Source organism: Actinokineospora sp. UV203 (assembly GCF_056323665.1).
In genome coordinates, this window is the sequence record NZ_CM150484.1 from 5,394,068 (window position 1) to 5,407,291 (window position 13,224).

Genomic DNA, 13,224 nt, shown 5'->3' on the forward strand with positions numbered 1-13,224 from the left:
GACGGCCTGCCCTCGTGACCGGAGAGGCGACAGCCCCTCAACCGGCGGACTTTCCCGATCAGGCCGGCTGGTAGACGAGATGCACGACGCCGGTCGAGAACGTCGTCGACTTCAGCAGCTTGAGCGTGTACTGGTCGGCACCGCCGTCCGGGAACAGCTTCTTCGCGCCATTTCCCACGACGACCGGGTGCACCAGAAGCTCCAGCTCGTCGAGCACACCATCGCTGAGCAGCGAGCGGATCAGCGCCATGCTGCCGGTGACGGCGATGTTTTTGCCTTCGGTCTCCTTGAGACGGGTCAGCTCCTCGGCGACATTGCCGCTGATCAGCGTGGAATTCGCCCATTCCACGGAGTCGAGCGTGCGCGACGCGACCAGCTTGGGGACATCGCGGAAATAGTCGCCGAGCCCGCCGTCGCCTGCCTTGTCAGACCAGTACGCCTCGAACTCCTCGTAGGTGACCCGCCCCAGCAACATGGTGTCCGCGGCCGCCGAGTGCGCCCCGACCACGGCACCCATCTCGTCATTGAAGTACTCGAGGTGCCACTTCTCCGGCGCTTCGGCCACGCCGTCAAGCGACACGAACAAGCTTGAGGTGATTTTCCGCAACTCTGCTCCCCTGGGCGTACGACAGTTGATGACTCACAGTACCAACACCGACCCAGAGAGTGGCGTATCCGAACGTGCTCACCTGGGCCGCCGCCGCGAGCTAAGGGGACCGTGACGGCGGACGACCACGGCTACAACGTATCCGCAGTCGTCCGCGTCAGGTGACCAGATGTCCGAATTCCGGGGAGGCGGAACTGTTAACCATTGATGTTGTTCCGCAGATGCTTGAGATCCTCGAAGGAGGACAGGTCCGGCACCGTCCAACCGTCCAGGTCGTACTCGCTTAGGCACTGGTCGACGAAGGCCTTGTACCCGTCCATCTCCCCGTTCGCGACCTGCGCGGAGAGCAGCTCGACCCGGGTGTTCTCGTGGCTGCCCGCGTAGTTGCGCTCGTAGAGCTCGTGCCTGCCCCCGAACTCGGTGCCGACCGCGTCCCACAGCAGCTTCATCACCTTGGAGCGCTCGACGGCGGTGACGCCGTCCGAGCCGCGGAGATACTTGTCCAGGTACTGGCGGACGTCCGGGTTCTTGAAGTCCTCGGCGCTGGAGTTGATGTAGATCAGCCCGCTGGCCACGTCCTGCATCACGATTTCCCTGATCCGCGGGTAACCGATCTGCATGAACCAGCGGTAGGCCATGCCGTACGCGGGATTGGGGAGCAGCGCGCCGTTCTCCCAGACCACGGGATTGCGCGCGGCCGCGTCGGAGAATGCCCAGAACAGGTTGCGCCAGGCCAGAACCTCACCCAGCCTGCTCTGCACGCCGCGGAAGTCGATGGTCCCGGTGGTCTCCAGCGCCTTGGCCAGCAGCCCCGCGATGAACTCCAGCTTCACCGCGAGCCGGGTGCAACCGTGGAAGGTGAACCGCTCGACAAACCCGGAGCGGCCGCTGAACAGCTGGACCTTGCGGGTGTCGCCGTAGATGAAGACGTTCTCCCACGGGATGAGCACCTTGTCCAGCACCAGGATGGTGTCGTTCTCGTCCAACCGCGACGACAGCGGGTAGTCGAACGGACTGCCCATCACCGCGGCGGTGGCCGTGTAGGACGGCCTGCAGATCAGCTTCATGCCCTTTGCGTTCATCGGAACCGTCGCGACCAGAGCGAACTCGCGCTTCTTGATCGGCAGTCCATAGTGGGCGATGAAGTTGTAGTGGGTGAGCGCGGAACCGGTGGCGACCACCTTGGCGCCGCTGACGATCAGGCCGGAGTCGGTCTCCTTCTCCACGTGAATGAAGACATCCGACACCTCGTCCGGCGGTCGGCTGCGGTCCACCGGGGGATGCACGATGGCGTGGTTCCAGTAGAGGACCTTCTCCTGCGACTCGCGGTACCAGCGGCGCGCGTTGTCCGCGAACGGCTCATAGAAGTCCGCGTTCGCGCCGAGCGTGCCGAGGAACGAAGCCTTGTAGTCGGGGCTGCGGCCCATCCAGCCGTAGCTCATCCGCGCCCACGCGGCGATCGCGCGCTGGTCGTCGACGAGATCCTCGACCGTTTTCGGCGTGGTGTAGAAGCTGTGCGTGTAGCCGTCACTGCCGGTGTCGGTCGGCTTGGTGATGATGCCGCGCTGCGCCGGATCGTGCAGCGAGTCGTACAGCCGCGCGGTCATCCGCGCCGGATTGCGGAACGCCGGGTGCGTGGTGAGATCCTTGACCCGGTCGCCGTAGATGAAGATCTCGCGATCGTCGCGCAGGCTTTCGATGTACTCGTCACCGGTGAGTGGCCGGCTTTTCCGGGGTGCTTCGGTGTTGGTGGCGTCGTCCGGGCGCTCGGTCATAGGACTTTTCCCTCCATGGGGCTCAGCCCACCCCCTCCTGGCCGTAGGAACCGCGGTGAACCGGTCAGCCGATGCCGAAGTGAGCCTTGGCGAGTTCGCGGTTGGCCATGGTCTTTAGGGCGATCGCATAGCCGGCGTGGCCATGCAGCATGGAAAGGTCCCGCCACACGCGCTCGATCCGGGCGCCGTGCCGAATCGCGGACGAGCCCGCGGTCGGGAAGAGTTCGCCCTCGACCGCGTCCCAGCACAACCGGATCACCTCGCGGCTGATCGTGGCCAGCCGCCATTCTTCCTCGCGGGTGAACGCGGCCGGGCCCTCCTCGCACAGATCGTTCCACTGCTGCACGGCCCCGAACAACGCCGCCGACGCCGCGCTGATCTTGCCGGTCGCCTCGCCGTAGTGGAGCTGGTAGTCGGGGTCCTCGGTGCGGGGCACGATCGGCGGGTAGATCGTCATCCGGCTCGTCATCAGCTCTTCGTAGGCGTCCAGCGCGCCTTGGGCGATGCCCACGGCCAGTGCGCCGAGCTCAAGCAGCATGAAGCTGAGCGGCCCGCCGCCGTACATCGTGCTGCGGTGCAGCGCCTGGCCCGGCGTCCCGCCGGTGATCGACAGCTGGCTCAGGTGGTCGTTGATGGTGAACCGGTCCGGCACGAAGGCGTTGTCGATCTGCACGCTGTGCGAGCCGCTGCCGCGCAGGCCGAGCTGCTCGCCCCAGTCGTTGAGCCGCTTGTAGGCACTGCGCGGGACGATGAACATCAGCGGCGCCGGTGGCTCGCCCTCGCCCTGCGGAACCAGCGTGTGGCCAAGGAAGTGCGTGGAATACGGTGAGCCGGAGCTGTAGGACCAGACCCCGGAGATGTTCCATCCGCCGTCCACTCGCTCGGCGCTACCGGCTGGTGCGACCGTCGCGGGGCAGATGAAGTCGCCATCGGCGAACAGCTCGTCCTGGGCGTCGGCCTGGAACAGCGAGGCGACCGGGAGCGCGTGCGCCGCACCGAACAGATACATCCAGCCGGTCGACGGGCAGCCGCGGGCGAGTTCGATCGCGACCCGCAGGAACGTGTCCGGGCCGAACTCATAGCCACCGTAGCTCTGCGGCACCAGCAGCCGGTAGAAGCCGGCCGCGGCGAACTTCTCGTGGGTGTCCTGAGCGTAGAACGTGCGCTGCTCGGTCTCGGCCTGCCGATCGACCAGAGTCGCCGCGATCGCCTTGGCGCGAGCGATCACCTCGGGCGGAGTCAGGTGCGGCTCCGGAGGTAGCTGAACGACGTTCTGAGGATCACTCGGGACGACACTCATTGCAGCGCCCTTCTATTATCGGCTGGCGGCTTGTACAGACTCACACGCGGCGGCGGTCGGGCACATCTCCCGGCTTGCCTGGCCGGACTACAAGTTCGCGAGCGGTGCGTCGGGGTTGGTGACGGCGTTGCGCAAGGTCTCGCGCAGTCCGTCGACGAGCCCGATCACGGTGGCCTCGTCGAATCGGTTGAGGTCGAACTTGAGACTGCCGACCATTTCCCCGGACGGCAGCACATCGGTCGCCCACAGCGCGCCGTTGGGGATGTGCGAGCTCAGCGGGTGTCGCAGCAGGCGCCGCCGGATCTCGGTGTACTTGAGGTCGCCGATCAGGTCATCGGTGATGTCCGCTGGGGTCTGCAGCACCTCGAAGGCGATCACCGCCAGGGTCGGGTCCTGGAACGGGGCCAACACCTCCGGCGACTGGTTCGCCACCAGTGCGAACGGAATGTCGTTGGTGTACGCCTCGAAGCACGTGGTACGGGTCTTGGCCAGCACCTCGCGGAAGGACGCGCAGCCGGAGATGTCCGTGCGCAGCAGCAGATAGTTGAAGATCGGTCCGACCGTGGCCAGGAACCGTTCGTCGTTGCGGCCGGAGGTGAACGTCGGCACCACGATGTCGGTGGCGCCGGTTCGCTTGTGCAGCAGGACGTTGTACGCGGCCATCAGCACCATGAACGCGGTGCTGCGGTTGACCGTCGCGAACTTCAGCGTGGTCTCGGTCAGCTCCGCGTCGAACAGGTAGCGGTACGCCGAGTACTGGTTGGTCACGTTCTCGTCGAACGGCCGGTCCGTCTTCACCGCGAGGATCTGAGCCCCCGCGAGCTTGGTCTTCCAGTGCTCCAACGCATGCTGGGTCGGCTCGCTCGCCGCGCTTTCCATCTGGTACGTGGTGAACGCCGGGAACCCGTGCAGCTCGGGCAGATTCGCCTCGCCAAGACCGCGGCGTGCGGTGTAGAACTCGGCCAGGTCCCGCATGATGATCTCCATCGACCACGAGTCGGTGGCCGTGTGGTGGACGGTGACCACGAGCACCGAGGCGGACTCGTCGAACTTGCCGAGGAATCCCCAGACGAGCGGGATCTGCTCCACACTGTACGAACCGGCCTCCAGCTCGTTGAGGAACGCCTCGGCCTGCTCGTCGCGCGGCCGGAGGTCGTCGGCCGGGAAGTCGCTGATCACCAAGGGAACCGGCCCCGGCGCGTGCACGACCTGGTGCTGGTTCTCAGGGTCGGTCCGGACGATCTCGGTGCGCAGCGCCTCGTGCCGCTCGACGACGTCGTTCAGCGCGCCCTGTAAGGCGTCGACGTCGACCTCTCCGCTGAGGCGACAGCCGAAGGACAACGTGTGCTTGTCTCCGAACGCCCCGTGCTCGGAGCCGCGGTCGAAGGCACACAGGAACGTCTGGTTGAAAGACAAGGGGATTTGGCTCGTCTGCTCCGTCATACGCAGAGACGGTAATGACCCCATCGCGATCCCGCTTCGTCCAGAATGCCGAGTCCACGAACTCCCGTGATCATGCCCACGGTGCTGAGAGCACTCTCGAAGGCGACCGAGGCTGACACCCGGTGAAACCATCCCCGAAGCGGGTTCGTCTGACGTATGCACTGATTGGGGAACACATGCTGGACCGACGAAAGTTACTCGTGGTAGGCGGCGGTGTCGCGGGTGGGGCGCTTCTGCTGCCGGACCTTGTCCGCGGGCTGTCGGCTGAAGCGACCGGACACCAGCAGGCTCAACAGCCGCACCACATCGGCTCCGTGCCCGGCGCTCGGGTGAAGCGTCCGCTGGCGGCCGGGGAGCCGTTCTCCGTGCCGATGCCGCGGCTGCCGGAGCAGCGACCGGTCTCGTCCACGTATGACATGGACTGCTACCAGGTCGATATCCGGCCGGCCAACGTCGAGATCCTGCCCGGCATCAGCACCCCGGCGTTCACCTACAACGGGAAGTTCACCGGCCCCACGATCAGGACGAGGGTCGGCCGTCGGACGAAGATCGTCTACCGCAACCTGCTCGACCGCCCGGCCAACGTGCACCTCCACGGCGGGCACGTCCTGGCCGCCCAAGACGGTCACCCGATGGACGTGATCCAACCGGGCCAGACGCGTACGTACGACTACCCGAACACCCAGCAGGGCTGCACGCTCTGGTACCACGACCACAGCCACCACACCGAGGCCGAGCACGTCTACCGCGGTCTCAACGGCTTCTACATCATCGATGACCCGAGCGAGGATCGTCTCGGGCTTCCCCGGGGCGCCTATGACGTGCCGATCGTGCTCCGCGACGCACTGTTCGACGCCAACGGCGAGCTGCTCTTCGGCGGAAACCCGAATGACCGCGACACCGCGCTGGCCAACGGAAAGCCCGCGCCGTACTTCCAGGTCGACGCGCGCAAGTACCGCTTCCGGCTGCTCAACGCGGGCACCGAGCGGACCTTCAATCTGACCCTGGGCGCCGACCAGGAGATGACGCAGATCGCGACGGACGGCGGCCTGCTGCCCGCGCCGGTGGTGCGCAAGTCGGTGCGGATCTCCTCGGCGGAGCGGGTCGAGATCGTCATCGACTTCGCCCGCTACCCGGTCGGCACCAAGCTGGTCCTCAACGACGCCAAGCTTGGACCGGTGCTCCGCTTCGACGTCACGCGGGCCGCGTCGGACTCCAGCCGAGTGCCCGCCACGCTGCGGCCGCTGCCGGTGCTGCCGGAGGCGACGGTCACTCGGGACGTGTCCATGTCGTTCGACCTGACCACGGTTCCGTTCCCCACCGGGCTGATCAACGGGCGGCCGTACGACCCGGCGCGCAGCGACTTCGTCATCCAGCGGGGCACCACGGAGATCTGGAACATCACCAACGCCGACCCGCAGTACATCTTCCACACGTTCCACATGCACCTGGTGCAGTTCCAGGTGCTGGAGGTCAACGGCGCCCCGCCCGGAATCGACTACCAGGGCCGCAAGGACACCTTCTGGTTCGACTCCGGCGACAAGGTCAAGCTCAAGGCCACCTTCGACAGCTACACCGGCAAGTACGCCTTCCACTGCCACTTCCTGGAGCACTCCTCGCTCGGGATGATGGCGCAGATGGAGATCGTGCCTTAACGAACAGCGGCCTTGTCACGTCGGCGAAGCCCCGCACCTCGGTGCGGGGCTTCGCCGCGCCCAGTCATCCCCTTCTCCGGTCGCGGCCAGGTTCCCTGCGCCCCACGGCAACCCGCATGTCATGAGATGCGCCGGACCCTCCCGACCAGGCAGTCTCGAACGAGAGCAGCCGGGCGGCCTCGCGCGACTTGGCGCTCGTTCCGTCCGGTTTTTCCGTTGGTTGGAGGAAATCTTGGCCACCACGATCCCAGCGCGCGAGGAACTCGTGCGCAAGGCGTCGGAACTGACCCCGCTGCTGCGCAAGCACGCGAACTGGGTCGAGGAGAACCGCAGGCTGCACGACGAGACGATCGAGGCGCTCGCCGACGCCGGTGTGTTCAAGTTCCGGCGGCCCAAGCACTACGGCGGATACGAAGTGGACAGTCGGACGCTGGCCGACGTCGGCGCCGTGCTCGGCCAGGGCTGCGGATCCACCTCCTGGGTCACGTCGGTGTACTGGATCCCGACGTGGATGGCCTGCCAGTTCCCCGATGAGGTGCAGGACGAGGTGTTCGCCACCCCGGACGTGCGGGTGTGCGGGACGCTGAGCCCGTCGGCGATGGCCGCCCCGACCGACGGCGGCATCATCGTGAACGGCAAGTGGGGCTTCATCAGCGGTGCGCACCACGCGCACTGGCAGGAGATCATCGCCATCCTGGTCCCGCCGGACGGCGAGCCGTACCCGGTCATGGCGCTGGTGCCGATGTCCGATCTCCTGATCGTCGACGACTGGCACACCTCGGGCCTGCGCGGCACCGGAAGTGTCAGCACGGTGGCGAAGGACCTGTTCATCCCGCAGGAGCGGATTCTGCCGCTGCCCGCCATCCTGCAGGGGCAGATCGCCTCCCAGCGCAACGCGGACTCGCCCCTCTACCGCTCGCCGCTGCTGCCGATCGCCTCCGCGGCCTCCGTCGGGACCATTGTCGGCATGGCGAAGGGCGCGCAGCAGGCGTTCCTGAACCGGCTGCCGGACCGAAAGATCACCTACACCGCCTACGAGAGCCAGCGCGAGGCGCCGATCACGCACTTCCAGATGGCCGAGGCGACGATGAAGGTCGACGAGGCCGAGTTCCACGCGCACCGCCTGGCGACCCTGGTGGACACCAAGGCCGCGGAGGGCACCGAGTGGAAGCTCGAAGAGCGCGCCCAGTCGCGCGCCGACGTGGGCGCGACGGTCCGGCTGGCCAAGGAGGCGGTGGACATCTTCGCCACCGCCAGCGGCGGATCGTCCATCTACAGCGGGATCCCCATCCAGCGGATCAACCGGGACATCCAGGCGGTCAACCAGCACGCCCTGATGCACCCGAACACGAACACCGAACTCTACGGCCGGGTGCTGTGTGGCCTCGAGCCCAACACGCTCTACATCTGACCCGGTTCGATCACCAGAAGGGAAGACCAGCATGAGCTTCGATTCGGACGCAGCCGCGATCGCCGCCCTGACCCAGAAGATGGTGGCCGGGTGGGCCTACGGGGACGCGGACACGATCGCGAACCTGTTCGTCGAAGACGGCACCCTGATCCTCGCGGGCACGTTCTGCAACGGCCGCGAGGAGGTCCGCGACTACTTCACGAAGGCGTTCGAGGGCAAGTACAAGGGCACTCAGGTGACCGGCAAGCCGATCAGCATCCGGCCTCTCAGCCAGGACGCGGCGATCCTGCTGAGCCAAGGCGGTGTCCTTGAGGCGGGCGAGACCGAGGTCTCCGAGCAGGGCGCGATCCGCGCGTCCTGGCTGGTGGTCCGCCGCGAGGGTGAGTGGCGGCTGGCGGCGTACCAGAACACCCCGCGCCACGACGTGCACGAGACCGCTGAGCGTGCCGCCTGACCGTCAGGGCGAAGCATGGGCCGTTGTCCGTCCGAGCGGACAACGGCCCATCCGGTCATGGCCGTCTCGTGGTGTGGGCCACCCGTGCCACCCGGAAGAGGAGTTGACTGACATATGACTGGGTACTACGAGATGCGGCACCAGGTCGGGTTCGAGGAGACCAACTTCGTCGGAAACGTCTACTACGTCAATTACCTGCGTTGGCAAGGGCACTGCCGGGAACGGTTCCTGATCGAGGAGGCGCCCGAGGTGTTGGCCGAGATCATGGACGACGACCTGAAGTTGTTCACGCTCAAGGCCAGCTGTGAGTTCTTCGCGGAGATCACGGCGTTCGACCAGTTGTCGGTGCGGATGCGGCTCAATGAGTTGACCCAGACCCAGATTGTCTTCAGTTTCGACTACGTGCAGATCAAGGACGACCAGGAAAGCCTTGTCGCGCGGGGCGAGCAGCGGATCGCGTGTATGCGCGGACCCAACAACGCCACCGTGCCGACCCGGGTGCCCGCCCAGCTGCTCGAGGCACTGGCCCCCTACGCCACGGCGGCCGCAGAGCCTGCCAAGCAGACGATGGGGAGGGCGATGTGACCGACGAACGTCACCTGACGCCCTTGCCCACACCGGAGCTGTTGCCGACGGCGTCGCCGAAGGTGCTGCGGGACGTGATGTCCAACTTCGCCACCGGGATCACCGTGCTCACCGCGGCGGGGGACCACGGCCACGGGATGACGGCGAATGCCTTCAGCTCGGTGTCGCTGGAGCCGCCGATGGTGTTGTGCTGCATCGCCCGCACCGCGCAGATGCACGAGGCGATCCTGCGCACCCGGCACTTCGGCGTGAGCGTCCTCAGCGCGGAGCAGGAGCACCTGGCGCGATATTTCGCCAGCAAGGGCCGCCCGCGCGGCCAGGCGCAGTTCGACCAGGTCGACTGGTTCCCGGCGCGGCACAGCGGCGCGCCGCTGCTGGCCGGTTCCCTCGCCTGGCTGGAATGCGAGCTCGCCGAGGTCTACCACGGCGGCGATCACTCGATCTTCGTCGGCACCGTGCTCGACGCGGCCCGTCGTGAGGGTGACGCGCTGCTGTTCTTCGCCGGTGGTTTCCACCAGGGAATGCCCTCGTCGCGCAGCGCTTGACCATGCCTGAGTAGGAAAATCCCCTCGGCTGACAGGGAGTTCGTCCGCACGTGCCGTTGAATGGTCCTGACGAAACAAAGGTCTCCCATGTTGGTGAGTGTCACCGGTGGCACCGGTTTCCTCGGTGCCCACACGGTCGCCGCGCTCCTCGAGGCGGGCCACCGGGTCCGGTTGCTCGCCCGCGATGAGTCCACAGTGGAACGTGCGCTCGCCCCGCTCGGCTTGTCCGCGGGCGGGATCGAGGTCGTCGTGGGGGACGTGCTCGACCTTGCCCAGGTGACCCGGCTGGTGCGTGGCGCTGACGTGGTGCTGCACGCGGCCTCGGTTTACTCCTTCGACAGCCGCCTGCACAGCGCGATGCGCGCCACCAACGTGGCGGGCACCGAACTGGTGCTCGACGCCGCGCGTCGGGCAGGCGTCGGCCGGACCGTGTACGTGTCCAGTTTCGGCGCGCTGGTGCCCGCTCGGGGACGGGTGATCGGCCCGGACTCAGCCGTCGGCCGCCCCCGCGAGGCGTACCTGGCGACCAAGGCCGCCGCCGAGGTCATCGCGCGCGAGCAGCAGGCCGCGGGCGCGCCGGTGGTGATCACCTACCCACCTGCCCTGCTCGGCCCGCACGACCCGAAGCTGGGGGACCAGACCACCCGGCTGCGCAACACGTTGCGGGGCCGGATGCCGATGTGGCCGCTCGGCGGACTGCCGATCGGCGACGTGCGCGACACCGCGGCGCTGCACGCTGCCCTGCTCGGCCCGGCGGACCTGGCGGCGAACCGCCATTTCGGCCCTGGGCACTACCTGACCACCCGAGAGTACGTGCGGACGCTGCGCGCGGTCACCGGGCGGGCGCTGCCGACGATCTACCTGCCCGCCCGCGCCATGCTGCCGGTCGGCCTGCTCGCCACCCTGGTGCAGCGCGTGTGTCCGTGGCACATCCCGGCCGAGTACGGCGCGATCTACACGTGCGCCTGCGCGGTGCGGGTCGATGAACGTGCTGCCATCAACGGGATAACAGCTCGGCCGGTGGCCGAGATTTTCACCGACACCGTGCGCTGGCTGCACCGCGCCGGTCACCTCTCCGACCGCGCGGCGGGCGCCGCCTCACATACCGTTGTCGGGCAGAAAATCATTATGCGATAAGGGTTTTCGAACGAAGCAACGGCGGAGATGTCGACCGGCCACAAAGCTGTGAACAATTGGCGTCGATGGTTCGACCGCCCATTTTGGCGATGCGCTTGGAGGCTCGGTGGTGGCGACCCCGGAAATGTTGGACGACGTTCAGACGATGACGCTTGAGGCGTTCGCGGACACGATCGTCCCCGGCGCTAAGCGTTTCCCGACCGATCACGCGATAGCGGGCGTGTGCGACGACCCGGGCGCGGTCGAGGCGGGAGCGCTGGAACTGCTCGGCGATCCCGCGACCGGTGTCACCGCGGGTCTCGTTCCACTGTCCGGGATGCTGAACCAGCGCGCGGCCGACTACGCCGAGCGCGTGGGGCTGGCCCTGGACGCCGACCTGCCCGCGTTCGTCGCGCTCGACTACGACCACCGCGCCGCGCTGATCCTCGAACTCACCGCGTGGGGCAACCCGGAGCGCGACGGCTGGGTGCTGCTCACCATGTTCTCCAACATGGCCTACGACAGCGCCGCGCACCGCCACACCGCGGAGGCGATCGCCGAGGGCCATCCCGGCCTGCTCGCCATGGGGTTCGCCGAACCGGACACCGACGGCCTGTGGCGGTTCGCCGACTTCAGCTACGGCCGGGAACTCGCCAAGCGCCACCCGAACACGACCGAATCCGGGAGCCCTGAATGACCGCGATCGAGAAGACCGACGTCCTCATCGTCGGCAGCGGGTTCGGCGGGTCGATCGCCGCGTACCACCTCGCCGCGGGCGGCGCCAAGGTCACCGTGCTCGAGCGCGGCCCCTGGCTGTCCGGCAAGGACTTCGACCACGACTACCTCCTGGGTTCCTCGTACACCAAGGTCTTCGACTTCGTCGCGGGCGACGGGATGAGCGTGCTCGGCGGCAACTGCGTCGGCGGTGGCTCGGTCGTCTACTTCGCCGCCCTGCCCCGCGCGCCGAAGTACGTCTTCGAGCGGCACGGCTCGATCGGCCGCCGCATGTGGCCCGCCGCGATCAACCGGCAGACGCTCGACCCGTGGTATGACCGGGTGTCGGAAGTGCTGCCGGTGACCCAGCAGGACTGGAATGACGTCACCTACGCCGGCGGCCTGTGGGGGGCGGCTTGCGACCACAGCGGGCACACCGCCAACCCGGTGCCGGTCGGCGTCGACGCGAAGCGGTGCACCAACTGCAACTGGATGATGGCGGGCTGCCGCTTCGACGCCAAGCAGTCGCTGCTGATGAACTACCTGCCCGCCGCGCTGTCCCACGGCGCCGAGATCCGTCCGCTGCACGAGGTCCAGAAGCTCTCGCGCACCGAAGACGGCGGCTATCGAGTGCACTACAACCACATCGACGAAGAGGACTACCGGATCACGACCGGCTCCGGCGAGATCGAAGCCAAGATCGTCATCCTGGCCGCGGGCGCGGGCGCGACCCCGCCGATCCTGCAGCGCTCCGAGGAGACCCTCGGCGCGATGCCGCACGCCGTCGGGCGGTACTTCTCCGGCAACGGCGAGCGACTCAACACCGCGATCATCAACGAGGAGCGCGTGGCCGAGGTGCTCGGTCTGCGGCGCCCCAACGGAAAGGTGTACGAGGCCAACCAGATCGGCAAGGGCCCGGTCGTGGCGTGCTGGGACTACGTCGACTCCGCGCTGCCCGAGTACGAGCGTTTCTCCATGGAGCAGCTGTACTTCCCGCCCGGTCTCGGCACGATCCTGGCCCAGGCGCCGGGCGCGACCGGCCCCAGCTGGTTCGGCAAGGAGAAGAAGGAGATCCTCAAGCAGTGGAAGTCGTGGCTCACGATCTTCCTGATGACCGAGGACGACAACGAGGGCGTGTTCGGCCCGCCGCCGCCGACCGGCAACTCCTACCGCATCTCCCAGCAGATGCTGGCCCGCGGCCCGCTGCGCTACGACCCGACGCCGAACACGCTGCACGGTTGGGCCACGGCCGACGCCAAGGTCAAGGAGATCCTGGAGAAGGATGGGCTGGCCAAGGTCATGCCGTGGACCAACGACGTCGTCGGCGCGTACACGGTGCACCCGCTTTCCTCGTGCCGCATCGGTGACGACCCGGCCACCTCGGCGTTGGACGACCGGCACGAGCTGCGCGGGCACCCCGGCATCTTCGTCACCGACGGCTCGTCGGTGCCCTGCGGGCTGACCGTCAATCCCGCGCTCACCATCGCCGCCCTCGCCGAGCGCGCGATCCCGGGCATCGTCACGGCGGCACGGGACCGCGGCGTCGACGTCACCTACGGCGCGCCGCTGCCCAAGTCGGTCCCCAACAGCGTGGCGAGGCCCGCGGCCTGACCTGTCCC

General features: G+C 67.4%; 12 protein-coding genes. 8 read left to right on the forward strand and 4 right to left on the reverse strand.

The window, feature by feature from the left end:
- Nucleotides 1-58: 58 nt before the first annotated feature.
- The 4 genes from ACUZ2Y_RS25910 to ACUZ2Y_RS25925 all read right to left on the reverse strand — a co-directional run bounded on the left by ACUZ2Y_RS25910 (nucleotide 59) and on the right by ACUZ2Y_RS25925 (nucleotide 5,125).
- Nucleotides 59-607 carry a dihydrofolate reductase family protein gene (locus tag ACUZ2Y_RS25910; RefSeq protein ID WP_476323653.1) on the reverse strand — a complete coding sequence of 183 codons (549 nt, stop codon included), beginning with the start codon at nucleotides 605-607 and terminating at the stop codon, nucleotides 59-61.
- 197 nt (nucleotides 608-804) lie between these two features.
- Nucleotides 805-2,382: a 4-hydroxyphenylacetate 3-hydroxylase N-terminal domain-containing protein gene (locus ACUZ2Y_RS25915; RefSeq protein ID WP_476323656.1), complete on the reverse strand. Its 1,578-nt coding sequence runs from the start codon at nucleotides 2,380-2,382 to the stop codon at nucleotides 805-807.
- A 64-nt stretch (nucleotides 2,383-2,446) separates the two neighbouring features.
- A complete protein-coding gene (locus ACUZ2Y_RS25920) occupies nucleotides 2,447-3,610 on the reverse strand; it encodes an acyl-CoA dehydrogenase family protein (protein WP_476323659.1) in 1,164 nt (387 codons plus the stop codon).
- A 159-nt stretch (nucleotides 3,611-3,769) separates the two neighbouring features.
- Complete coding sequence (locus ACUZ2Y_RS25925; protein WP_476323662.1) at nucleotides 3,770-5,125, reverse strand: condensation domain-containing protein; 1,356 nt, start codon at nucleotides 5,123-5,125, stop codon at nucleotides 3,770-3,772.
- 329 nt (nucleotides 5,126-5,454) lie between these two features.
- On the opposite strand from ACUZ2Y_RS25925, the gene ACUZ2Y_RS25930 reads away from it, so the two are divergent.
- The 8 genes from ACUZ2Y_RS25930 (at nucleotide 5,455) to ACUZ2Y_RS25965 (ending at nucleotide 13,216) form a co-directional block, all read left to right on the forward strand.
- On the forward strand, nucleotides 5,455-6,780 hold the full coding sequence (locus ACUZ2Y_RS25930) for a multicopper oxidase family protein (protein ID WP_476323665.1): 1,326 nt from the start codon (nucleotides 5,455-5,457) through the stop codon (nucleotides 6,778-6,780).
- A 232-nt stretch (nucleotides 6,781-7,012) separates the two neighbouring features.
- On the forward strand, nucleotides 7,013-8,191 hold the full coding sequence (locus ACUZ2Y_RS25935) for an acyl-CoA dehydrogenase family protein (protein WP_476323668.1): 1,179 nt from the start codon (nucleotides 7,013-7,015) through the stop codon (nucleotides 8,189-8,191).
- A 31-nt stretch (nucleotides 8,192-8,222) separates the two neighbouring features.
- A complete protein-coding gene (locus tag ACUZ2Y_RS25940; RefSeq protein WP_476323671.1) occupies nucleotides 8,223-8,645 on the forward strand; it encodes an SgcJ/EcaC family oxidoreductase in 423 nt (140 codons plus the stop codon).
- A 114-nt stretch (nucleotides 8,646-8,759) separates the two neighbouring features.
- Nucleotides 8,760-9,230 (forward strand): acyl-CoA thioesterase, encoded by a 471-nt coding sequence (locus tag ACUZ2Y_RS25945; protein ID WP_476323674.1) that lies wholly within the window; start codon nucleotides 8,760-8,762, stop codon nucleotides 9,228-9,230.
- A complete protein-coding gene (locus tag ACUZ2Y_RS25950) occupies nucleotides 9,227-9,775 on the forward strand; it encodes a flavin reductase family protein (RefSeq protein WP_476323677.1) in 549 nt (182 codons plus the stop codon). Before ACUZ2Y_RS25945 ends, ACUZ2Y_RS25950 begins: the two co-directional genes overlap by 4 nt.
- A gap of 87 nt (nucleotides 9,776-9,862) precedes the next feature.
- Complete coding sequence (locus tag ACUZ2Y_RS25955) at nucleotides 9,863-10,912, forward strand: SDR family NAD(P)-dependent oxidoreductase (RefSeq protein ID WP_476323680.1); 1,050 nt, start codon at nucleotides 9,863-9,865, stop codon at nucleotides 10,910-10,912.
- A 124-nt stretch (nucleotides 10,913-11,036) separates the two neighbouring features.
- The gene (locus ACUZ2Y_RS25960) at nucleotides 11,037-11,588 is read left to right on the forward strand and encodes a DUF5987 family protein (RefSeq protein WP_476323683.1); all 552 of its coding nucleotides are present in this window, start codon (nucleotides 11,037-11,039) and stop codon (nucleotides 11,586-11,588) included.
- A complete protein-coding gene (locus ACUZ2Y_RS25965; RefSeq protein WP_476323686.1) occupies nucleotides 11,585-13,216 on the forward strand; it encodes an FAD-dependent oxidoreductase in 1,632 nt (543 codons plus the stop codon). Before ACUZ2Y_RS25960 ends, ACUZ2Y_RS25965 begins: the two co-directional genes overlap by 4 nt.
- The last annotated feature ends 8 nt before the right edge of the window (nucleotides 13,217-13,224 follow it).

Coding starts and splice junctions, on each gene's coding strand:
- ACUZ2Y_RS25955 (WP_476323680.1), top strand. CDS start 9,863: ATGTTGGTGAGTGTCACCGGTGGCACCGGTTTCCTCGGTGCCCACACG.
- ACUZ2Y_RS25925 (WP_476323662.1), bottom strand. CDS start 5,125: ATGACGGAGCAGACGAGCCAAATCCCCTTGTCTTTCAACCAGACGTTC.
- ACUZ2Y_RS25915 (WP_476323656.1), bottom strand. CDS start 2,382: ATGACCGAGCGCCCGGACGACGCCACCAACACCGAAGCACCCCGGAAA.
- ACUZ2Y_RS25940 (WP_476323671.1), top strand. CDS start 8,223: ATGAGCTTCGATTCGGACGCAGCCGCGATCGCCGCCCTGACCCAGAAG.
- ACUZ2Y_RS25960 (WP_476323683.1), top strand. CDS start 11,037: ATGTTGGACGACGTTCAGACGATGACGCTTGAGGCGTTCGCGGACACG.
- ACUZ2Y_RS25945 (WP_476323674.1), top strand. CDS start 8,760: ATGACTGGGTACTACGAGATGCGGCACCAGGTCGGGTTCGAGGAGACC.
- ACUZ2Y_RS25965 (WP_476323686.1), top strand. CDS start 11,585: ATGACCGCGATCGAGAAGACCGACGTCCTCATCGTCGGCAGCGGGTTC.